The 23,503-nt window shown below is 69.0% G+C and carries 14 protein-coding genes; 3 read left to right on the top strand and 11 right to left on the bottom strand.

The features are described from left to right. Nucleotides 1-59: 59 nt before the first annotated feature. The 7 genes from C8D87_RS37050 to C8D87_RS37020 form a co-directional block, all read right to left on the bottom strand. Nucleotides 60-485 (bottom strand): acyl-CoA thioesterase, encoded by a 426-nt coding sequence (locus C8D87_RS37050; RefSeq protein WP_109634974.1) that lies wholly within the window; start codon nt 483-485, stop codon nt 60-62. Then, the gene (locus C8D87_RS37045) at nt 478-6,165 is read right to left on the bottom strand and encodes a type I polyketide synthase (RefSeq protein WP_112230635.1); all 5,688 of its coding nucleotides are present in this window, start codon (nt 6,163-6,165) and stop codon (nt 478-480) included. The genes C8D87_RS37050 and C8D87_RS37045 overlap by 8 nt, the downstream gene beginning before the upstream one ends. Then, on the bottom strand, nt 6,162-7,172 hold the full coding sequence (locus tag C8D87_RS37040) for an enediyne biosynthesis protein UnbU (protein WP_211337241.1): 1,011 nt from the start codon (nt 7,170-7,172) through the stop codon (nt 6,162-6,164). Before C8D87_RS37040 ends, C8D87_RS37045 begins: the two co-directional genes overlap by 4 nt. After that, a complete protein-coding gene (locus tag C8D87_RS37035; RefSeq protein WP_211337242.1) occupies nt 7,169-9,118 on the bottom strand; it encodes a CRTAC1 family protein in 1,950 nt (649 codons plus the stop codon). Before C8D87_RS37035 ends, C8D87_RS37040 begins: the two co-directional genes overlap by 4 nt. Further along, nucleotides 9,115-10,056, bottom strand: coding sequence for a DUF1702 family protein (locus C8D87_RS37030; RefSeq protein WP_170154861.1), 942 nt, complete (start codon nt 10,054-10,056; stop codon nt 9,115-9,117). The genes C8D87_RS37035 and C8D87_RS37030 overlap by 4 nt, the downstream gene beginning before the upstream one ends. Nucleotides 10,057-10,416: 360 nt before the next feature. Beyond that, nucleotides 10,417-10,989, bottom strand: coding sequence for a hypothetical protein (locus C8D87_RS37025; protein WP_112230633.1), 573 nt, complete (start codon nt 10,987-10,989; stop codon nt 10,417-10,419). 273 nt (nt 10,990-11,262) lie between these two features. Further along, nucleotides 11,263-14,625 (bottom strand): beta strand repeat-containing protein, encoded by a 3,363-nt coding sequence (locus C8D87_RS37020; RefSeq protein ID WP_146231482.1) that lies wholly within the window; start codon nt 14,623-14,625, stop codon nt 11,263-11,265. A 963-nt stretch (nt 14,626-15,588) separates the two neighbouring features. Here C8D87_RS37020 and C8D87_RS47240 point away from each other — a divergent pair. Beyond that, nucleotides 15,589-15,840, top strand: a complete 252-nt coding sequence (locus C8D87_RS47240; protein ID WP_215732597.1) for a hypothetical protein — start codon at nt 15,589-15,591, stop codon at nt 15,838-15,840. A gap of 261 nt (nt 15,841-16,101) precedes the next feature. Further along, entirely contained in the window at nt 16,102-16,665 is a 564-nt protein-coding gene (locus tag C8D87_RS37010; RefSeq protein WP_112230631.1) for a M15 family metallopeptidase, read from the top strand. A gap of 69 nt (nt 16,666-16,734) precedes the next feature. On the opposite strand, the gene C8D87_RS37005 is transcribed toward C8D87_RS37010, so the two are convergent. The 4 genes from C8D87_RS37005 to C8D87_RS36990 all read right to left on the bottom strand — a co-directional run bounded on the left by C8D87_RS37005 (nt 16,735) and on the right by C8D87_RS36990 (nt 21,920). Further along, a complete protein-coding gene (locus C8D87_RS37005) occupies nt 16,735-19,902 on the bottom strand; it encodes a S8 family peptidase (protein WP_170166725.1) in 3,168 nt (1,055 codons plus the stop codon). A 241-nt stretch (nt 19,903-20,143) separates the two neighbouring features. Then, on the bottom strand, nt 20,144-20,383 hold the full coding sequence (locus C8D87_RS37000) for a hypothetical protein (protein WP_112230627.1): 240 nt from the start codon (nt 20,381-20,383) through the stop codon (nt 20,144-20,146). Between the two features lie 57 nt (nt 20,384-20,440). Further along, nucleotides 20,441-20,641 (bottom strand): hypothetical protein, encoded by a 201-nt coding sequence (locus tag C8D87_RS36995; protein WP_112230625.1) that lies wholly within the window; start codon nt 20,639-20,641, stop codon nt 20,441-20,443. A 271-nt stretch (nt 20,642-20,912) separates the two neighbouring features. After that, a complete protein-coding gene (locus C8D87_RS36990) occupies nt 20,913-21,920 on the bottom strand; it encodes an aldose 1-epimerase family protein (protein WP_112230623.1) in 1,008 nt (335 codons plus the stop codon). A gap of 233 nt (nt 21,921-22,153) precedes the next feature. Between C8D87_RS36990 and C8D87_RS36985 the strand changes: the two genes are divergently transcribed. After that, entirely contained in the window at nt 22,154-23,497 is a 1,344-nt protein-coding gene (locus tag C8D87_RS36985) for an FAD-binding oxidoreductase (protein ID WP_233442473.1), read from the top strand. Nucleotides 23,498-23,503: the final 6 nt, after the last annotated feature.

Raw genomic sequence — 23,503 nt, 5'->3', positions numbered from 1 at the left:
ACCTTTCGTTCTGGGTTCTGCTCACGTTCCAACCGGGTCCCGGACGGAACCCCGAGGGCTCATTCGATGTAGTGCGACAACGCGTCCCGCAGTTCGGCGGGCACGCTCACCGGCACGGTCCCCTGTTCGGTCCTGCTCATGCACGCGATGGTCTGGCTGCCCCTGGCCACCAGCTGCGCCACCGGACCCGAAGTGCGGTAGTAGTCGAACGTCATCGTCACCCTGTTGTCGCTGGTGCCCTGCAACGCCATGCGGAGCTCGACCGTGTCCGACGCGAAGAGCTCGTCGAAGAAGTCGCACTGGCAGGAGACCGTGACCAGTGCCAACGCTCCCCGCAGCGCGCGGAGCACACCAGGTGCGTGTTCCATCAGGAAACGTTCACGGCAATGTCCCTGCCAGCGCAGGTAGTTCGTGAAGTAGACGTTCCCGACGAGGTTCGTCTCCTCGAGAGTGATCACGTGCCGGTAGTCGAACGTCCTAGCCACGCTCACCGCTTTCCGGTGCGGCGACCAGCACGGCGACGGCGACCGGTGAGTCGACGCCGCTGATCGGCACCACCGCGGAAACGACGGTCACGGCCCCGGTGCGCAGCACCACCCAGCCCCCGTCGTAGACGCCGCCGAGGACGAGCGGCGCACCGGGCGGATAGCCGATCTTGGAAAGACACTCGACAGCGGTCCAGACCCTGGCTGCGGTGTGCGTGACCGGTTCGGTCAGCATCGTGCGGAGCTGCTCGATGAACGGTTCGAACCGTGAGCCGACCAGCCGCAGCCACTCGTCGCCGGTTCTCAGCCCGACCGCCTCCCAGTCGCACGCGACGCGGGCAGCGGCGGAGACGCTCAACACCATCCCGTTCTGGTAACTGCGGCATTCCCGTCCGGACAGATCCGCGGGACCGGCGTGGCAAGACCGGTTCTCACCGAACCTGTCGCCCGCACCGACCCGCACCGTCAACCGGGGAGCGGGAACCAGCGCGAGCACCGACCGTTCCAAGTAGACAGCGAGCAGTGCGGCGGACCACGGCCCGGACGCCGGCAACGGACCCGTGTCGCGCAGCCGCAGTCCCGACCAGCTGACCCGACGCCTGCCGTCGCAGTCCAACGCCACCACGTCCCAGACGTACTCGCCTCCACCGGCGTGCCGTTCCGACGCGAGCACCTCCACCGCCGCATCCGCGCCGGGTTCGACCGCGAAACGCTCACAGCCGACCGGCAGCAGCCGCCGGTGCGGCACACACGCCTGCAATGCGTGCACTGTCGCGTCGTTGCCGGTTGGATCACCCAGCAGGGTCAGGTCGTCGAGCCCTTGCTCCGGTGCGTGCAGCCGGAACCGGCAGTGCCGTGCGGCCAGGGCCGAAAATCGTTGCACCAGACGAAATCTGCCGGTGTGGAAGAACAGCGGGCCGTACAGTTCGTCTCCGCTCAGGGGAACCTCGCCTTCCGCCAGGTCCTCTTCTGGCAGAACCGCGCCGCTGACCCGCGTGAGAGGGAACCTCGCGCGGAAGTGGTCCACCTGACAACGTGTCTCGTCGCTGCGCAACACCACCAGGACGGCGTCGTCCTGACGCAAGGCGCACACCCGCACCATGCGAGCACCGTCCTCGGGGACGATCACTGGGTGCTCCAGCGTCACGTCGGCAATCTCCCGCAGCGGCCGGCCCGCCAACGCGGAGGCCACCTGTGCCATCGCCTCCATCCCCACCACGGCTGGCAACACGGCCAGTCCGTCGATGCGGTGGTCGCGCAGGTACGTGTCGCGGCCGAGATCCAACCGGGAGTCGGCCACCAGCTCGACTTCGGGCCAGTGCGCGGACACCGTTTCCAGGAAACGCCCGCCGAACCTGGCTTCCTCCTCGGCGAGCAGTCCGCCGAGCCGGCCGTGCACCGCGACCGTGGCAGGCAGATCGTTGGCGCACAACAGCTTGAGGAAGAGATCCACACCTTCCGCCACCGGGATCGGGGTCACGTCCAGGCGCAGCAGGGTGTCGAGCACCCCCAGCGACTCCCCCATCCCCGCACCTGACCACACCGACCAGTCCAGGTTGAGCACGCGGCAGTCCGGGAGTTCGACCGCGAGTCGTTCCGCCTCCGCCCGCAGCGCCCCGTTGGCGAAGGCGTAGTGGCACTCGCCCACCAGCCCGTGGCGGCCGATCACAGAGCCGAACGTCACCAGCAGCCGGAGCCGCCCGCGGTCGAGCGCGGCCAGGAGGTTGTGCAACCCGATCGTCTTGGGCGCCAGGTGGGTGGCGAACCGGGCGTGGTCCAGTGGGTCGAACCTCACTGGTTCGTTGACCCCGCTCGCGTGCATCAGGGCCGTGATCGGGCCGAGGCACTGTTCCAGGCGGCGCACGCCCGCCTCCACCGCCACGGGGTCGGCGACGTCCACCGACTCGTAGGCGACCCGCAGCCCCTCCGCCCTCAAGCGGTCCACATTGGACCGCAGCAGCTCGTCGGTGTGCGGATCGGCTCTGCCTACCAGTGCCAGCGCGGCACCGCACCTCCGGGCGAGCGCCGCCGCACACTCGTAGCCGATGCCCTTGCCACCGCCACTGACCAGGAGCACGTCCTGCTCTTCCAGCGGCAGTTCGCCCTCGGTGAGGTGCCACACGGGCCGATGCCTCGGTTCGGTGGCAACACCCTCGGCGTCGAGCACCACTTCTCGCCACTCTCCAGCCGCCACGACGGCGTGGCGAGCGGCCGCACGAACTCCGTCGGAACTGGGCGGTACGCGCAGCAGCGTGATGCCCAGTCCTGGATGTTCCATCCGCAGGCTGCGCAGGAATCCACTCAGACCCGAACCGTGGGTGATCACCACCAGCTCGCCGGAGCCGAGCGCCGAGCTCACCGCCGAGAGCAACGTGCCGACCACCTCAGGGGCCGTCGGGTCGGGCAGGTAGAGCAGGTCGGCGGTGTCTCCAGAGCCCGCATCCGATCCGCCGAACAGCACATGGATCTCGTCGGCCAGCCCGGACGTGCGTCCGTCTGCCACGTGCGTGCGCCAGCGACGGGTTTTGCCCGGTGAGTCCGGCTCGACGGCTGGGCCGGTCTTCTCGACGAAGCACCGGATCCAGGACGCCACCCCGGCGACGGGCTCGTTCTCCCCGCCCGCCTCGGCTGCGGGCAGGCTCTCGATGGTCTCGATCAGCTCGGCGATCGACGCGTCGGCCATGGCCAGCGGCGCGACGGGGCGCTCACGGCCGGCCGCGTCGACCGCGGCGAGGACGAGCTGGGTGACCGCGAGCGAGGTCATGTGCAGATCACCGAGCAGGCGAGCTCGCGGGTCGAGCGACGCCACGTCCAGCTCACTCGCCTCGGCGAGCAGTTCGAGCACGACCGTCCGCGGGTCCCTGGACTCCTCTGCCGGGGCAGCAACCTCGGCGGAGGTGATCACGGTGGCGGGCAGGACCTCGATCGGCCTGACGCTGGACACCGACGAGCAGGGATTGGCCAGGAACCGGCGGTCGCGCCAGATGTCGATCGGTCGTGCGGGCCGGTCGGTGAAGACGGGGCTCAGGTCGTGCAACGCACCCGCGGCGAAGAGCGCCGCGACCGTGTCGGCGAGCGGCCGGTCGTCCGGCGAACCGGCGTCGACACCGACCACGGGTACCGAGCAACCTCCCGCGACCAGAGCCGACAGCGTGCGCCCTGGGCCTGCCTCGCAGAAGAGGTCGGTGTCCGGAAGCGCCTCGTCCATCGCCTGCCAGAACCGCACCGGAGCGGTGAACTGCTGTCCCAGCAACTCGCCGATGTCGTCCTGTGCGCTCAGCGTGCGTCCGAGCACCGTCGAGACCAGCCTGGCGGCCGGGGCGCGGAAATCGACCGACTGCAGGAACGGCTTGAACTCGGCGGCGGCGCCCGCCATCGCGGGCGAGTGGAACCCGTGGGTGACCGGCAGGACCACCGTCTGCGCGCCCAGCCGCGCCGCGCGTGCGGCGACCTCGTCGATGGCGGCTCGCGCGCCGGCGAGCACCTGCGAGCGTGGCCCGTTGTAGCAGGCCACGACCAATCCCGTGCCTTCGCACAGCCCGTGTGCCGTCGGCACATCGGCGACGACCGCCGCCATGCCAGTATCCCGAGGACCGAAAACCTCCATCACCCTGGCACGCTCACGCACCAGCCGGTCCGCGTCTCCAATGGACAAACAGCCCGCCCACACCAGTGCGGCGACCTCACCGAGGCTGTGACCGATGACGGCACCGGCCCGGACACCCAGCCGGTCGAGCCAGCGCAGTGCGGCCACGCTCGCCCGGAAGATCGACGGCTGTGCGATGGCGGTTCCCCGCGTCCCCGCCAGTTCCTCGTCCAGCCTGAGCTCGCCACCGGTCAGCGCGAGGTCCCGGCCGAGCGCGCCCAGCTCCGCTCTGACCGGTGCGCCCTGACCGGGCAGCAACACCGTGACCCTGCCCGCGACGGCCGTGCCGAGGAAGACTCCGTCCTCGGCGGTCAACCTGCCTCGTGGTACGGATCCGACGCGCTGAGCCGCCGCCACCGCCCGTTCGGCCAGCTGCCCGGGCGTGCTCGCCACCAGGGCGACCCGATGCTCACCGGGCGCGACGTCGCGGCCCCACTGACAGGCCAGGTCGTGCAACTCCGCCTCGGAGAGCCGGGGAGCCAGCTCCGCGACCCGTTCGAGGGTGGCGCGTAGTTCGGCGGCATCGCTGCCCGCGAGGACGAACACGTCGGTGCGCGGCGTCGGACGGGGGCGCGACCTGATCGGCGTCGAGACGGTACGAGGCGGTGACACGACGGGATCGCGCAGCGCGACGTGGGCGTTGATGCCGCCGAACCCGAAGGAGCTCACCCCGGCCAGCCTCGGTCCGGCCGGCCACGGTTGCGCCTCGGTCAGCGCGCGAAACGGTGACCCCGCGCTGGTGAGGACGTGATGGGGCCGTTCACAACCGGTGGTGGGTGGCAGCACGCCCGACGCGATGCTGAGAGTGGCCTTGATCAGGCCCGCGACGCCGGACGCGGCTTTGGTGTGGCCGATGTTGGCCTTGATCGAACCGACGGCAGCCTGATCACGTGCTCCTCTGCGCAGTTCGGCGAGGGCGCTCAGCTCGGTTTCGTCACCCACGGCGGTCCCAGTGCCGTGTCCTTCGATCAGACGCACCTCGGCGGGGTCGACGCCCGCCATGTCATAGGCACGGCGCAGCGCGAGCAGCTGTCCCTGCTTCTCGGGTCTGGTGATCCCTCCGTTGCCATCGGACGACAGACCCCATCCGGTGATCTCGGCGTAGACCCGCACTCCCGCGGCGCGTGCGTCCGCGGCGCGCATCAACACCACGACGCCGCAACCCTCGCCGGGGATGAAGCCATCCGATCGCTCGTCGTACACCCGCATCGGCCCCGCGGTCAGCGCTCCGGTCTTGGCGAAACCGACCAGCTCGAACGGGTCGATGCTGAGGTCGACGCCGCCGGCGAGAACCACGTCGGCACTGCCGTCCCGCAACGACCTGCAAGCGGTCACGACCGCGAGCAGCGCCGAGGAGCAGGCACCGTCCACTGTGTACCCGCCGCCGTGGAGGTCGAAGTGGTTGCAGATCCGGCCCGCGATCGTGTTGGACAGCGCACCCGCGAGGGTCTCGTCCCCGACGGCGGGGAACGGCGCGAGGTAGTGCGCCTCGGCCCGGCCGAGCAGCAACCCGGCCTGCTCGGCGGAGATGTCCGCCTCCGCGAGCGCGGCCGTGAGCACGTGCCGCACATAAGGCCAACGCAGCCGCATCGTCGTCGCCCTGGTCACCTCGCCGGTCAGGCTGTTGCCGAACACGACCGCGACCTTGTCGCGCGCGAGGCCTTCCGCACCGGGCCAGCCCGCGTCGGCCAGCGCACGACCGGCCGTCTCCAGCGCGAGCCAGTGCGCCGGGTCGGTCATGCGGTACGACGGCCCGGGAATCCGGAACGCGGCGCGGTCGAACTCCCAGCCCTCGATCAACGCCGCCATCGAGCTGTAGATCCGGTCGGTGGCGGTGCGGTCGGCGTCGTAGTAGTCAGCGAGGTCCAGGCGTTCCCGCGGAATCCGCCGGAACGCCTGGCGCTGGTCCAGCACCATCTGCCACAGCTGCTGCGGATCGTCCGCGTCCGGGTAACGGCAGGCCATTCCCACGATCGCGATCGGATCAGCGTCGTCGCCGCGCCACACGGCGCCTTTGTCTCTGCCGCCGTTCATACCCGGCCGTTCGCGCCGAGAACCGGCACGCCGACTTCTTCGATGCGGTCGCGCGCGACCGCGTCGTACTTCTGCGATGCCTGCGCGGGCACCTCAACGGTCTGCCGCCACGAGAGGACGGCGAGGCCCACGCCGCGCAAGGCGCACACCGCAACCAAGGCGAAGAACAGACCGAACACCACGTGAAGCTGCATCAGCACCCCGTACGCCGCCGCGGTCGCCAGTCCGAACAGAACCTGGTTGCGCGGCTTGGAAGGCGACGTGGACGGGTCGGTGATCATGTAGTTGGTGAACAGGATGAACGCGGTTCCGGTGATCGGCAGGATCGCGCTGACGAGCGACAGGTCGGTGAACGCACAGCGGAGCACGGCCTGCAGGACGAACCCACCGACCCATCCCAGGATCAGCGGGATCTTCTTCGTCAGCTTCGCGTTGAGCATCGTGCCGGCCGCGAGCAGGATGACGGGGATCAACCAGTCGACAAAGCCTCTGGTCCACTCCGTGAACTGGTAGGGCGGGGCGATGCTCACCCAGGGGAACACCAGCAGCACCACGACGATGCCGGTGTTGCTGGGGTTGAGCACGTGCCGCAGGCGGCCGTTGATCTTCACCCGGATCAGGTACTTGCTCGCCACCGCGATCACCACGGCCAGCACGGTGGGCATCAGCCTGTCGTTGGCGTACAACAACATCGCGCACGCCAGGCCGCCGATGTAGGCGGGCAGCAGGAAGTCGACCACCGAGCCCACCGGACCGAGGTAACGCGGTCTCCGCCCGAGCGACGCCGCCTCGATGGACTCCAGCAGAACCTCGGTTCCGAGGGCGACCAGCACCGCGACGACAGGGGTCAGGTACGCCTGCTCGAAGCCGAGCAGCGTGTGACCCACGACGGTGAGAACCGAGATGGACAACCCGAACCGGCGCAACGCGGCGCTGCGTGGATCCTTCGGCTTGCGGTGCCCCGCGGAGCCGTTCTGGTCCGTCGTCTTCCGTAGCAGCGTTTTCACTTGTCCTCCACCGTGGTCGTGCCGTCCGCGTGCAGCAGAATCCGGTGCCAGCCGGGAGTCACGTTCACCGTCGCCGCGTGCCGCTGACCGCAACCGTCCCGCCAGGACACCTCAACCGGCAGCGGGCCGTCTCGCACGTCTCCGAGACCGAAGACCAGGTCGGGAGCGTTGACGCCGTTGTGCCCGTTGGCCGGGTAGACCTGCTGGGAGTGCTTCGTGCCGTCCGGAGCAGTCAGGACGGCGGTGGCGCCGATCGCCGGTCGGCTCACGCCTTCGTTGCTTTCCGCGCACGTGCCGACGCCCGCGGGCTGGCGCAACCTCAGTCCGACGAACTCGCCCGCCGACTGCGACGTGTTGCGGTACAGCGTCGACTGGGCCCACTGGTTGGCCACGACGAAGTCCAGGCGGCCGTCACCGTCCACGTCACCGACCGCGAAGGCGCGGCTGACCGCGTCGGTGCCGACACCGACGAGGTCGGCGACGTCGATGAACCGCCCACCGCCACTCCGGGTGAAGAACGTGTTCGGGTCGTGGCCCGACAGACCGTCCTCCTCGGTGAACCGCGGCCACAGCGCGGGATTGCCGAGGATGAGGTCGTTCGACATGGCCGCCTCCTGCATCTGCGGCCACCGGTTCGTGGTGCCGCGGATGAACCCGGTGGCGTGCATGACTTCCGCCGCACCGTCGTTGTCGAAGTCGGCCGCCTTGACGTCCCAGCTCCAGCCGGAACGGGACAGTCCGAGTTCCTCGCTGCGGTCGTCGAAGGGGGCGACGCCGCGCCGCAAGGCATCCCGGTCGCCCGTGCTGATGAAGGCGAAGTTGCTTTCTTGCAGCGCGTAGGGCTCGGTGATGTTGCTGACCAGGATGTCCGGCATGCCGTCGTGGTTGAGGTCGGCGAAGCTCGCACCCATGCCCTTGAAGGAGTCCTTGCCGACCACTTTGGACTTCGGTGTCAGCGCGTGTCGTTCGCCGTGCGACTCCCGGAACCGGATCTGGCCCGGTACGGAGACGTTGACCAGCAACTGGTCCGGGCTGAAGTCGTTGGCGACGTAGAGCTCGGGCAGGCCGTCCTGGTCGATGTCCTGGGCTGCTGCCGCGAGCGTCCACCCGGTGTTCCGCGAGTCCCCCTCGACCGGGTTGACCGCCTCCGCGTAACGCACGTCGGGTGCGTTCCCACCCGTCGTGCCTGCGAAGCGGAAGTAGCGGTGGGTACCGCCGTTGTACCCGTCGGACAGCGAGTCGGTCATGACCAGCTCCGGCTGCTGCGCCGTGGGGTCGAGCACCCGCGCCCCGTCGGGGAAGTAGTTGCCGAAGAACAGGTCGAGGTGGCCGTCCCCGTCCAGGTCGGCGATCGTGGCGGCGTTGGTGTTCCACACCTGCGGCGGACTGACGAGCTCGCGTTCGGAGAACCCGGCCGCCGCGGGCGCACTGCCCGGCGTTCGCAGGAACAACACCGGCGACCGGCCCCAGTAGTAGACGACCACGTCTTGCCAGCCGTCCTCGTTGAGGTCGGCGGGAAGACATCCCATCGGGGCGACGTAGTCGGCGTACGGCAGCGTGGTCGGTGCGAGGGTGAAGGCCGCGTACCTCTCACCGGTGGTGGGTGCCGGTTCGACGGTAACCGTGTCGGTGCGTGGATCGACGAGGCAGATGTCGTGCGAGACGACACCACCGTCCACAGCGAACAGACCGGCCCCTGCGCCGACGGAGGACACCCAGTTGCGGATCTGTTCGTAGGCGGGTGCCACCGTCCGGATGCGGCGGTCGCCGTCGCGGTCGGCGGGACTGATCGCGTGGTGGTCGAACCCGAAGCGGGCGGCAAGACGGGCGCGGTCCTCGGCGGCGACCGACGGCGGCTGGGCCAGGACCCACGCCAGCACGCAGCACAGCGCTGCGGCGATCTTCGGCACGAACCGGCGGAACCCCGGAGCGGAAAGCACCTTCACGACGGCTGCCCTTCCATGTTGTCGGCCCACAGATTCCGGATCCCGGCGCGCCACTGCTGGTACTGCGCGGACGTACCGTTCGCAGGACCGAGGGCGTGCTGCGAACGGTTCGCCCACGATCCGGCGACGTCGGCGGTCACACCGGCCAAGATCGGCGCGGCCAGCCGGGTGTGTTCGGGCACGACGCCGGAGATCCGGCGTGCCTCGCAGGCGAAGGAACATCCCTGCGCGAGATCGGCCCGATACTCACCGGCGAGCAGAGCCAGCGACTCCAGTTCGTCAGCTCGCACGCCACCCGCGTAGGTCGCGGCGAGGCCGACGCCACTCCACAGGTCAGGCCGGCGGTTTCGGGGGAAGTCGTTGATGCGCAGGGCGACCGCTTCGGGATCCGCGCACTCCTGGAACCACAGCGACCTGCCGACCCCCTGGTCGCGGACGGCTCGCTGGTCCTCGGTCAGCCCGCGCTCGACGACCTTGCCGCCGATGACCCGATCGGTGTGGAAGAAGCCCTGGTGAAATCCGTAGCCGTCCCAGGCGAGCCAGCGCAGCAACGGATCCTTCACGACCGCGCGCCCCCAGCCGGGGCGCAGTCGCAGCCTGGCGAACGCCCAGCCCACCCCCACGTGCACCAGGTGCGGATAGCCGCTCGCCGGTCCCCGCAGCAGGGCTCGCGTGTTCCTCCCGCCGGACAGCGTCAGGATGTCCAAGACCGCGCAGGCCATGCCGGCGCCCTCGTAGGCGAAGCCGCGCAGTGGAACGTCGATGCGCTCGATCTCACTGGCCAGTCGGTCGTCGGCCGGCCAGGCCACGGCCGCGTTGAACCCTTCGAGAAACGACCGACCCGCACCTTCCAGCGTTTCGCGCGCCGAGCCGGTCCGCAGCCGGAACCGGCGCCTCCCGAAGTCGACCTGCTCGAGTTCCTGACCGAGTGCCGCCACCAGAGCCCGGCGAGTGCGACTCGCCGCCCTTGGACGAACGACAGCAGTTCGGCGCTCTCTTGCAATTTCCGTCGTCAACCTGGACCGCCATTTGCTCTCAGCCGCCCGCCACAAACGACAGACCGCACGGCAAATCGATTGATGCCACAATCATGCCGATCGTCCAGGCGAGCGAAAACCAGTGCAGAACAACGTTTGCAGACTTCCCGCGGGTCAGCCACAAAGAATCAAAAGCAACCTCGTACTACTATTTTTTAAAGTTCATTCCTGTTGGCCGCCTACAGCTAACAGCAGGCGTCCGGAGGTCGCGCGTCCGCAGCGGGACATTCACCCGGAGTGGTGACAGCAATCTCTTTCCCCTCAAACGATGCCGCGCCATGCGGGCAGGGCGCAGCCGCAACGCATCGCGGCGCGGTCGACGGGGGACGGGAACATGTGCAGCATCATCCCGACGACCATCGGGAGGAAGACGATCGCGTTGTAGAACAGGTGAAGCTCCACCCGTGGCACGACGAGCTGGGCGATACTCGTGGGCGCGGACCTGCCGGACAGGTGGACACCGGTGACGACCTGGAGCAGCAGGAGCAGATGCTCGAAGTGGTGCCAGACCTGGACCCCCAGCGAAATGGTCCACCAGCTGCGGCCGCTGCCGGTGAATCCGGGTCGCAGGACGATCAGTCCGATCAGCATGACGAGGGCATAGCCGTAATGCAGCGCCTCGGAGTGCACCAGCCACGGAAAAGCCACCCCCAGCAGTCCGCGTGCCTCGTGCACCGGCCATCCCAGCGCGTAGATCTGAAATGCCTGGGCGACATGTTCCGCCCAATGCCCCAGCACGATCACCAGAAAGGCGATCAGCGCGGTCCTGTGCCATCGGGTGTTGAGCGCAGCGAACCGGGCGAGGCCGCCGGTCCGCGTCCGGACATGAGCCATATCGGCCGGTCCTTTCCATCGCGATCTGCCGCCACCGGATGAACCGTCACCAGTGTGATGAACGGACAACCTGTCACCGGACGCCGTTGCTCGCAATCGGACCGCTCTGCCATACCCCAGCCGGGTGACTGGAATCCCCCATGCAGACGGAAGGCCGCTCACCGTGATCGGTGAGCGGCCTTCCGGTCGGGAGGAGCGTGAGAAGTGAACCTCTTATCCCCTCACGCTCCTGTCAACGTCCACAGAGGATCAAGTCCGGTGTGGACACGTGCATCACTTGTCGACGGCGTCTCCGAGCACGCCGGGGACACCACCGGTGGTGGCGCCGACCTTGCCGGTCGCGTCGGCGGTCTTGCCCGCGACCGCGGGGACAGCACCGGACAGGGAGCTCATGCCGCTGGGGTCGGACATCAGCGGCGCGGAGTCGTTGCTCCGCGCGGTGGCAGGCCCGTCGCCGCCGAGGTCGATCGGGATCACCGAGGCCGGAACCGTGCCCACCTGCACGTCGGTGACATCGGCGACGTGGTTCGACACGGTCGCCATCACCGGCAGCGTCAGGTCCTTGACCTGCGGGACCAGACCCACCGGGATCTGCAGCGGCGATGCGGCGGCCGGGGTGCCGCTGACGTCGCTGTCCACCACGCTGAGAGTGGTGTTGTCCACGTGCGACAGGGCACCGACGCCCCAGCCGAAGACCTCCGGGTCAGCCGCAACGGGGACGTCCACGATCGCGCCGTTGAGGGCGCTGCCGTCGCCGACTGCGGTCTCGTCGCCACCGGTCTTCGCCGTCAGGTCGTTGACGACCCCGTTGGTCGCCGAACCGATGGCGGAGACGGCCAGGCCGAAGATCTGCGGCATGGCCTGCGCCTCGGCGGAGACGATGTCACCGGACACCGCACCACCCGTACCGTCGGTGGTGATCGGGCCACCCGCGGCGATGTCGGTGACGTTCTCGGTCTCCGCGGTGCCGTTGGCCATCGCCGTGATCGTGTTGCCGAACACCTGGGCCAGCGGCTGCGCCTGCGCTGCGATCACGTCGCCGGCGATGGCACCGTTGACGCCGGAGGTGTTGACCGGACCACCCGCGTGCGAGGTGACGTCGTTGTCGGCCTTGGTCTCGACGTTGCCGATCCACGAGACCGCCCAGCCGGTCACCGCACCTGCACCGCCAACTGGAACCTCGGCCACGTTGCCGCTGATGGCACCGCTGTCGCCGTTGGTGTCGGTCTGGCCGCCCGCGTCGACGTCGGTGAGGTTGTGGCCCAGGGCCTCGCCGTTGCCGCCCCACGTGGCGGAGATGGCGTTGACCTGCACCGGCAGCGCGCCGGGAACCTCGGCGACATTGCCACTGACGGCGCCCACCGCACCGGACGCGAGGTTGTCGCCGCCGGCGTCGACGTCGGTGTGCGAGTCGACGTGGCTGGTCGGGTGGCCGCCCCACGCGCCGGCGATGTTGAACACCTGCGCCACCGGAGCCACCGGAGCGGTCACGATGTTGCTGGAGACCACGCCGCCGTCGTCGACGGTGTTGTTGTCACCGCCGGCGGTGACGGACTTGTCCTCCTTGTAGATGGAGGTGGGGATGCCGCCCCAGGCGCCCGCGATGCCGTACACCTCGGCCACGGCCACCGGCACCGGGTTCACGATGTTGCCGCTGCCGACCGCGCCGTTGCCGGAGGTGTCGATGTCGCCACCGGAAGCGACCTTCTCGGTGTTGCTGCCGATCGCGGTCGGGATACCGCCCCACGCGGCCGCGATGCCGAGCACGTCGGCCGCACCCGCGGCCTGGCCACCGATGACGTTGCCACCGACCACGGAGTTGTCACCGTGGTTGTAGGTGTTGCCGCCGGCCTCGGCGTCCACGGTGTTCACACCGGTCGCCCTGGAGATGCCGCCCCAGTCGCCGGCGATGTGCGCGACCTGCACCGGCAGGCCGACCGGCACGTTGGCGATGGTGCCACCGCCGACCGAGCCGTCACCGTTGCTGACGTCGCCGCCGCCCGAGTCGGACGTGACCTCGTCGACGCAGGTGCTGGAGGTGATGCCACCCCATGCACCGGTGTTGCAGTGCACGGAAACCGGCGTCGCGGTCTGCGGGTGCGCGAGCGTGCCACCGACGACCGAGTTCTCGCCGCTGGTGACGACGTCACCGCCCGCCGCGGACTTGACGGTGTTCACACCGACCGAGTCGGACAGGCCGCCCCACGCCGCCGCGGTGTTGAAACCGGTGGCGGGCAGGCTGACCGGGGCGTCGGCCACGGTGCCGCCGACGAGCGAGTCGGCACCGCCGGTCTTGTCGCCACCACCGGCGACGGAGTCGTAGTCGTTGGTGCACTCGGATCCGGTGATACCACCCCACGGGCCGGTGGTGCAGTTCACCGCGACCGGACCGGCGACCTGCGGGTGCAGGACCGTGCCGGCCGCCGCCGAGTCGTCGCCGCCAGTGACGACGTCGCCGCCCGCGGCCGAGGTGACGTGGTTCGCGGAGGTGGCGAAGGACTCGCCGCCCCAGGCACCGGCGGTGCCGAGGACGTTTACCGGCGTGGAGACCGGAGCCTCACCGACCCAGCCCCCCGCCAGGGAACCGTCGCCGTCGGTGGTCGCGCCGCCACCGGCCTCGGACTGGAGGTCGTTGACGCACTTCGCGTCGGTGATGCCGCCCCACGCGCCGGAGGTGCAGTTCACCGCGACCGGACCGGCGACCTGCGGGGTGAACACAGTGCCGCCGACGACCGAGCCCTCACCACCAGTGGTCGCGTACGAGTCGGTGGCCCGGCCGGCGTTGTCGGTGCCCGCATCCGCGAGAACCGTGTTGTGCGACACCGAGTTCCCGATCCCGCCCCAGCCGGCCGCCGTGCCGTCGACCTGGACGGGCAAGGCCACCGGGGCACCCGCGGCGGTGCCGGAGACGACACCCTCGGTGCCGTCGGTGGTCAGCTTGCCGGGCGAGCTCGCGTGCTGGACGGTCTCACCGTGCGCCGTGCCGGTACCGCCCCAGCCGGCGCCGGTGTTGTTGACCGCGACGGGAACCGCGCCCTGAACGGCGACGATGTTGCCGGAGGCCGCGGTGTGGTCACCTGACGTCGTGATCGCGCCACCCGTGACGCTCTCCTGCGTGGCGTGGTTCTCCACCGTGGCGTCGGACAGCGTGCCGAGCGCGAGACCGGTGACCATCACCGGCGCCGTGATCGGCGCCGCGACGACGTTGCCCGCGACGGGCTCGCCACTGCCGCTGGTCGTGATGGGGCCGCCCTGCTGGTGCACCTGGTGCGACTCGTTCACCACGTGCGAGTCACCGGCCGCGCCCACGGCCCAGCCCGAGACGTCGACCGGCACCGAGACGTTCGGCGCCACCACGTTGCCGCGCAGCAGCGGCGCGGTCTCACCGCTCACGTCGCGGAGGAGGTCGTCGGTGGTGACCACGGTGTCAATGATCACCGGGACGTGCACCTGCTCGATCGGGGTACCGACCCCGATGTTGCCGACGCGGATCGGCACGCTTGCACCACCGTCCAGAGGCGACGGTGCCAGGTCCGGATTGACCTGTTCCTCGGCGGAAGCGATGCCGGTGCCGAGCACCAGCATTCCGCCCGTGATCAACGCGGACTTCAGGCCACGTCGAGCCCAGACATGCATGGGTGGAGTTCCTCTTTCATGGTGGATAAGCGTGGAACGTGGACGTCATCGCACACGCGCAATCACGAAGAACGACCGGACCGACACTCGGAAGGAGAAGAAACGAGGGCCGGACCCCGGCCTCGGCGCGAGACACTATCGTCGCGAGACGCTCAGCTGCGACACGAAAAGCACAGACGAACCAGAAAGTGGCGTCTTCTCATCCAGAAGACCGGGAGCATCATCACTGCACGTAGCGGTGCATGCCCACGTTCCCTACTGGCCACCACAACGGGTGTCAGTCTGTCCCGTTAATCTCAACGGGTCACGGTCACCCGCATGGGGAAACGCCCACATCGCAGTGCAGTGCAGTGCAGTGCACAGAATCGTTGATCACAGCGGAGTCCGAACACCACCACAAAGAACGATAAAATGTCACGACAGCGACACGGTCCGACAACCGTCGTGCAGCGCGACCGCGAAAGGAATGCCGGGGAGCAGCTGCTCCGCCAAGGAATCCAGCAGTCATTTGGACCGGCGAGGTTCGCTTCTCCGAACCTGTTGATGCTCACCACCAAGCGGAACATGGTTGTGGCAGAACACTTCGTCCGCCCGGCACTCGCATCTGGACGCACCACCGAGTGCTCTTGCCGCGCCATGAGAGTGCAATCTTCATGATCGAGTCGGATAGGCGCCGACCTCCAGCCGAGCAAGATGCACGCCTCCAGTCGATCCCAACGGCGAACCTGCAGCTCAGGTCTACATAACGAAGCGCTATTAGGACAGAAACGATGTCGAGGGTTCCGGGACCGGATCTACCACGGAGCTCACACCACACCGCCATGACTCGGCGGAATCGGAATCGGGATCGCCTGATCACGAGCGATCACCTGACCCCGGCCCGGCGCTTGCGCCAAGGTCGAGTCGAGCCGAGGGCCGCACGGCGGGTACCGGCTGCGGCGCGGAACGCGGCTGCCGCCGATCGTGTTCACCCAGGCCGAGGCGCTGGGGCTGGTCATGGCGGTGCTCGACGGCCAGCCGTCCGCCACCGAAGCCGACGACCCGGTCGGCACGGCCCTCGACAAGGTCATCCAGGCGCTGCCCGAGAACGTCGGCCGGCAGGCCGCCACCCTGCGCGAGCACGCCACAGCCACGCCCGACCGCATTCGGCCCGCCCGGACCCCGCCATCACCAGCGCACTCGTCGCCGCCGTCGCAGCCAGGCATCGGGTGCTGATCGCGTACCGGAGCGAGACCGGCAACACGTGGAAGACAGAGGTGGACCCGTGGGCCGTCGTGGTCCGCCACGGGCGCTGGTACGTGTCGAGGGTGGGGACGAGCTGCGGGCCGCGGTCGCGGCGGTCGCGACGCGCTTTGCCGCGGCCTTGGCGCCGCAGGACGGGTAGCGGCCTGTATCTGTCGACATCTCGTGGCACAACGCGCACATTTCGCGCACGATCCGACGACGTTGCCCCTGCATTGTCGAACCGTGACAGCGATGCATCGAAATCTCGACGGCAAAGCGCTTCGGTCGCTCGTCGTCGCTGCGCTCGTCCTCGTGGCGGTGGCTTGCGCGCCGGAGCCCGTACCGAGCGTGGCACCGTCTGTCAGCTCGTCGGCGCGCGTTCCCGGAGACGGCAGCATCCCGGACAACGAGAGCATCTCGTTGAACGACAACGAGCACGCCGCCATCGCGAACCTCGACCCGGCGCTGCTGGCGGCGGTACGGGAGGCCGCGGTGGACGCCCAAGCGCAGAAGGTGGAGCTGAAGGTGACGTCGGGGTGGCGCAGCGCGCAGTACCAGCAGCGTCTCCTGGACGACGCCGTCGCCCGGTACCGCAGTGAGAAGGAAGCCCGGCGCTGGGTGCAGACACCGGAGAAGTCGAAGCACGTGACGGGGACCGCGATCGACATCGGTCCGACCAATGCCGCCGACTGGCTCATCCGGCACGGAGCGGACTACGGGCTGTGCCAGGCATACGCCCACGAGATGTGGCACTTCGAGTTGCTGACGACCCGTGGCGGTCAGTGCCCCCAACCGATCAGCGTCCCGCCCGCCTGACCTCCGAACGCGGCCGCAGGGTCAGCAGTCCCTGCGGCCGCACCGCCCGAAGGCCATGGGTCTTCCAGGTCAGCCGGCGATCCGGTACGCGCGCGTGATCGTCACGTCACCGGTGTTGCCGGCCGCGTCGGTCGTCCTCGCCCGCAGCGTTGCGAACTGTGCGCCCTTTTCGTGCCGCACCAGCGCTTTGCCGCCGACCACCGGCGCCTGCCGCCACGTCCTGCCGTCGTCGAACGACAGCTCGACCGCGAGCTGCCGCAGCTTCGGCGTGCCCGCCTGCTGTTCGATCTTCAGCGGCACCAGCAACGTCCGGCCGTGCGCGGTGCCGTTGCCGTCCAGTTCGGGCAGGAACCTCACAACGGTTTGCGCCAACGCGGTGAGCTTCGTGGTGCGCCGCGACTTGAACGTCCACACCGCACTGACCTTCGACGACAGCTCGGCGTCGCGGGTCTGCTCCATCTCCGCCCGGTAGGCGCCTTCACCCGGCGGGACGGTGAAGAGCGAGCGGCTGCGCCCGGTCGCCTCACCGATCTTCGTGCCGTCCCTGGACAACGTGATCCGCGCAGCCGTGGTCGCGCTGTGGGAGCGCCCGCCGTTGCTGTCGGTGAAGAGCGGCGCCCCGATCGTCATGTCGTCCCCGAGACGGGCGAATGTGCGGTACTCGACCCTCGGCACGGACGGTCCCAGCACGGGGGTGCCCAGCGTCAGCTCGTACTTCTGCCCCGCCTGCACGGTGCGGAACGGCGTGCCGGACAAGTACTGGAAACCACGTTGCTCGTGCGTGCGTTCGTAGTTCCAGGACCACTGGACACCCGACGCAGTCACCAGCTCGACCGCGCGCCCGCCTGCCGGAACCCGGGTGTTGAGAACCTCACCGCCCGCGCCGTTGTCCGCGATCGGCTCCGCCCCGACGATGTAGAGATTGCCGGGTCCCTCGTCGCGGAAGCCGACGGTCATCTCGGCCAGTTCGGCCGGCTCGGCGGTCCGCTCGTACCCGGTCGGCACCCGCCCCCGTTCCGTCCACATGAGACGGTAGGTCACCGGCGTGTTCGCATCGCGGGGTGTACCGGCGAACTGCTCCGCGATCGTGGTGGAGAAGTCCGGCGAGCCGGGTCCGAGCTGAGCGGTCCACAGGTGGCCGGCCAGGGAGGGGAAGAACCAGCCGTCGTAGTACCTGCCGCCCGGCAGGTTGCGGACGAACGAGATCGAGCCGGTCCCGCTCTTGGCGTTCGGATCCGGAGTCCTCAGCACGACCGGTTTCGCGGTTCTGGCGTCGAACGTGAGCGCGGTCCCATCCGCGGGCTGGAAGCTCGGGCGCACGACGTAGGCGAACCTCTCGTCACCCATGTCGATCAGAGTCCGCACCAGGTAGTCGCCTTTGGGCAGCCGCAGCTGCCGCGTGCCGAGCTGCCCGATCGCGTCGTACCTGTGGCCTGTACCGGTGTTGATGAAGGTGGTCTTGTAGCCGGTGGTCGGCTGGCCGCCTGCGTCCAGCACGGTGAACGGGGCGTCGTAGCTCTCGACCTCGCGGTTGATGGCGACCAACGTGCGGGTTCCGGTGGACGTGCTCACCAAGCCGCTGTAGGTGCCGTCGGGCGCGTGGACCGCGGTGTCCGCGATGAGCGTCACCTCGACCGCGCCGCCCGCCGGGACGGTGACCTTGTTGCTGGACAGCGTGAACATGCCCTCGGGTGCTTTGCCGCCGGGTCCGTTGACGTCCACGTTCAGGTCGAATGTCACCGGTGCCGCGCCCGAGTTGCGGTAGGTGAGTTGGCGGACCACCTTCTGGTCGTCGTCGTGCGGCCATTGCCGCAGACCGAGGTTCAGGTTGCTCGGCTCGACGATCACCTGCTGCGTCAAGGACTTCGGCACGTCGACCCGGCCGTTGCCCTGGTCGAACAGCCCGAGGTCCGGATTCGCCTTCGCCGACGCCGCCATCTGCGCCTTGATCCGCTGCCCAGGCCAGTCCGGGTGCTGCTGCTTGAGCAACGCCGCAACACCTGCCACGTGCGGGGTCGCCATCGACGTCCCGGACATCGCGACGTGGTCGGACGTCCCGGCTTTCGCGGCGACGATGCCGACACCGGGCGCGGTGACGTCCGGCTTCACCCCACCGTCCGCGGACGGGCCTCGGCTGGAGAACGAGGCGATGGTGTCATCGCGGTTCACCGCACCGACGGTCAGCGCCTGCTCGGCGCTGCCGGGCGAACCGATCGTGCCCGCGCCCGGTCCGCTGTTGCCCGCCGCCACGACGAACAACGCACCGCTCGCGCGCGAAAGCCGATCCAACGCCTCCTCGATCGGGTCGACCTGCGGGGTGTCCATGCCGCCCAGGCTCATGTTGATCACGTGCGCGCCCTGGTCCACCGCCCACTGCATTCCGGCGAGGATCCAGGACTCGGCGCCGCCCCCGTTGTCGTCGAGCACCTTGCCGTCGAGGATCTGCGCGTCCGGCGCGACACCGCGGTACTTCTCCCCCTTGCTCGCGATCGTCGACGCGACGTGCGTGCCATGACCATCCACGTCGGTGAGGTCCGGCGCGCCGGAGAAGTTCCTCTCCGCGACCTGCTTGCCGACGAGGTCGGGGTGCTTCTCGTCCACCCCCGTGTCGAGCACCGCGACCTTCACGCCCTTTCCGGTGAAACCGGCCTCCCACGCCCTGTCCGCGCCGATCTGCCTGGTGCTGCGGTCCACCGACACCTGGCGCCTGCCATCCAGCCACACCTTCTCGACGACACCCTGGCGCAAGGCATCCCAGGCGCTGCCCGACTTCGGAACATCACCGCTGACCGCACCCAGCGCCTCGATGCCCTGCCGCACGGACATGGCCGGCACACCGCCCGATCGCACGCCCGCCGCCGAACGCACGATCACGGGCACGGTGTCACGCTTGGAGTCGTCGTAACCGAAATCCACCAACGACGTCACGTCGAACAACCGCCGATCGAGCTTCCCGCTCAACACCAACGGTTCCGCATCACCGGGGATCGCGAACTGGTGACCGTTCTCCTCGTATTTGTGCAACGGCACATTCGACCGGCCTGGCCCCGGCGCGTACCCGACGACCCGGTCACCGTCGACCCTCAGCCGGTCACCGGTGACCAGTGTGACGCTGTGGTCGCGTTCTCCAGAACCCGTCGAAGGTTCCTCGGCGACGGCGACAGGTGTCGCCGTGGCGATGAGCCCTGCGGTCAACGCGACCGCGACGGCTCCACGGCAGGCATCTCGCTGCCTCACCCTCATCGTTCCTCCAGCGGTGAAGTGGCGAGGCAAGGGAGCCGGCCGCCACGGACACCCCTTCTTGGCCGCAAGCGCCCTCAGCGTTTCCGGCACGCGACGCGACACGCAGGTGCAGGGCAGAAGGTGGACCAACAATCCTGCACGTTCGAACGCCGCGCGGTTTCGGGCGGTTCAGGCGATGAGGCACACCAGCGCGCTGCAGCAGGGCTTCTGCTCTGGCCCGGCTGCGTTCGTCAGCTCAGGTTCCGGTGGCGACGAGCACGAGGGCGCGGCGGTCCGGGACGAGATAGGCCTTGGCGAACCACTTGTCGTGACTGAAGGCCTGGTCGAGGCGGTCGCTGGTCAGGAACGTGCCGGTGGGCAGCTCGGCGCGCAGCCCTTGGACGAACTCCGGTGACTTTCCGGTGCTCTCCGGCGCGTAGGCGGACTTCAGTTCGTCGATCTTGCTCTCGGTGGCTCCAGACCTGGTACCCGCCAACGGCTTTCTGCCAGTTCTCGGTGGTCGGGCACGGCTGCGCGACGGAGGCCTGCCCGGTCATCGGGAAGTTGGTGTTGCCGTTGCGGATGAGCTCCTCCGCGGCCGCGTGCCCGAGTCGTCGCGGTACGCCTTCTCGTAGTCGAACTCCTTGGGCTCACCGGTGTTCTTCCAGCAGTGCTCGTACATCTCGGTGCCATCGGGCATCATGCCGAGCATCTGGGCGCCGCGAATCCGCGCGGGCGTCGACTCCGAGATCACCCGCGCCGCCGCAGCGCGGCGATGTCCACCTCGTATCCGGACATATGACTCCCCCCGCCGCACCATAGCGTTTGCCGTAAACAGGGCGGTGGAATCGGGAGAGTTCTACCGGAACGGGTCAGCGCTCCTCACCTCCGCGCCCGCACGCGGGACGGTCCTGAAGGTGTGCACCACTCGCAACACCAATTGAGACAATTGCTCTTCCCGGCACTCGCACAATTGCCTGCTCGTAGTGAGACGGCACTAAAGGGCAATCCTCATTTCTGGAGGATCAGAGCAGGTTCGTCCGCACTCCCCAGAAACCGGTGTAGGACTTTCCGGGTTCGAGCACGATGAGGCCGTCACCGCTGTTGAACGCATTGGGTGCGGCGGTGACCGGTTCAATGGCGATGCCGGTGCGCGGCGGACGGCCTGCCGGGTACTCGTCGGTGTAGATGAGCAGGTACCTGTGCGAGTCGTCCACCCACAGCTCGACCTGCCTGCCGTCCGGCCCGGTGAGCGAGGCCACCGCGCTGTCCTGCCGAGGGCGCAACAGGTCGGTGTAGCAGGCGTCGATCTTGGTGGCGCCGAGGACCTTGGAGGTCCGGAAGTCGTCCGGCGTGCCCGCGACCGGTGCCCGGCCGATCGGGATCAGGCGCTTGTCCAAGATCAGCTTGGTGTCGGCGGCCAGCATCAGCGAGGCCTCGTCGATGGTCGGGCCGACCCGGAAGTAAGGGTGGTAGCCACTGCTCAGCGGCGCGGGCTGCCGCCCGGCGTTGACCGCGGTCACCGAGACCCGCAGACCGGCGCGGCTCAGCACGTACTCGACCCGGAACCGCAGGGTGAACGGGTAGCCGTACTGCGGGTAGAGCACGCAGCTCAGCACCAGCCGGTCCCGTTCGTGCCTGGTGGCGGTCCACGGCAGGAAGCCCATCAGGCCGTGGATCGCGCACTTGCTCCAGTGCTCGCTGATCGGCGTTTCGTGGATGGTGCCGCCGAAGGTGTACTTGCCGCCGTCGAGCCGGTCGACCCAGGGCAGCAGGATCTTGCCCAGGTGGCTGTCGCCCATCGAGTCGGCCGGGTGGGACAGCAGCATCTCCTGGCCGTCCACGGTCCACGACCGCAGGGCCGCACCCACTTCCGCCACGACCAGGCTCTGCCTGCCCGACCGGATCCGGTGTTGCTTTCCCGTTGGCAGCAGTGGCCCCGCCGGTGTCGCGTTCGCGGGCCGGATCGCGGCGGTGGTCGCCATTGTGGCCGCGGCGGCGAGTGCGGCGCGGCGAGAGAAGACATGAGACATGGCAATTCCCGAATATGTCGAAGGCCGGAGTGGCCAGACTTTGACGGAAACCGCGTCGCGTCGTCAAGGAGTTCACACATCTGAACTACCGGTCGAATTGGGGGGTTGTTCACTCCAGCGCCACTGCCCTACATTCCCGTTCCATTCCCCGAGAAAGGACATTCGACGTGCGCCGTAGATCGTTTTTCAAAGCAGCCGGTCTTGGAACGTTGTCGGCGGTCACGCTCACCGGAATGTCCCCGATGGACGTGCGCTGGATCCGGCCGGGGGACGCCGGCTACGCCGAGGCCAAGCTGGGCTACTTCCCGATGTACGACCACCAGCGGCCGAGCGCGATCGCCAGGGTGACCTCGGTGGCGGACGTCCAGCGCTGTCTCGAAGAAGCCCGGCGCTCGGACAGTCGCATCGTCGCCAGGTGCGGCGGGCACAGCTACCCCGGCTACTCCACGGCGGACGGCGCGCTCGTCGTGGACGTCCGCGGCCTCAACCGGATCGAGATCCACCCCGACGGCACCGCCGACGTGGATGCCGGAGTCCTCCTCATCGACCTCTACCAGGCACTCGCGTCGGCCGGGCGGATGATGCCCGCGGGCACGTGCGCGACGGTCGGCATCTCCGGGCTCACGCTCGGCGGCGGCATCGGCATGACCGGGCGGCAGATGGGTCTCACCTGTGATCGGCTGATCAAGGCCACGATCGTCACGCCGGACGGCGTGCACCGCGTCGTCAGCCCGACGGAGCACGCGGATCTGTTCTGGGCGTTGCGCGGCGGCGGTGGCGGCAACTTCGGCATCGTCACCCGGTTCACGTTCCGCACCGAGCCCGCGCGGACCATGACGACGTTCCGGCTCAAGTTCGCCCCCGCGGCACTGCCCGCGCTGCTGGACGCGTGGCCGCGCTGGCAGGCGCGGGCGCCGCGGGCGATGACCACCAGCTTCGGAGTCGGCGGTGGGCCGGACTCGTCGCCGAGCATCCACGGGTGCTTCATCGGCACCGCCGCACACGCGAAGCCGCTGATCGACGACCTGGTCCGCCGCGTCGGCTCGCAGCCGACGCGGCGGAGCGAGACCGAGAAGACCTTCCTCGCCGCGATGGAGGAGTTCGCGTGGTGCTCCATCGCCGACAGGTCCTGCCAGCCGAGCTGGGGCGGCGGTGGCGGCGGGCAGCCCCGCGGTGAGTACGTCGCGACCTCGCGCATGCTGTTCCGCCCGATCTCCGACCCTCAGGCCCTGGCGGAGCTCTTCCGCGCAACCCCCAACTCCTACAACATGATCGACGCTGTGGGTGGCGCCATCGCTGACGGTCCGTCCACGGCGTACCCGCACCGCGACGCGATCGGCAGCATCCAGGTCGAGGTCTCCCTCGCCGCCGGCGAAACCGCTGCCCGCAAGGCGATGGGCACCGCCCGCGACGAGCTGGGCCGGATGTTCGGCGAGACCGGCTACGTCAACTACCTCGATCCGCAGATGCCGAACTGGCAGCGCACCTACTACGGCCGCAACCTCGGCCGCCTCAAGGCCGTCGCGTGCAGGTACGACCCGGACCGAGTGTTCGCGTTCCCCCAGGGTCTGGCCTGACCAGGA

The organism is Lentzea atacamensis (genome assembly GCF_003269295.1).
Lineage (GTDB): Bacteria > Actinomycetota > Actinomycetes > Mycobacteriales > Pseudonocardiaceae > Lentzea > Lentzea atacamensis.
The sequence above is the reverse complement of the archived record's forward strand: the minus strand, read 5'-3'. Positions and strand labels throughout refer to the sequence as shown.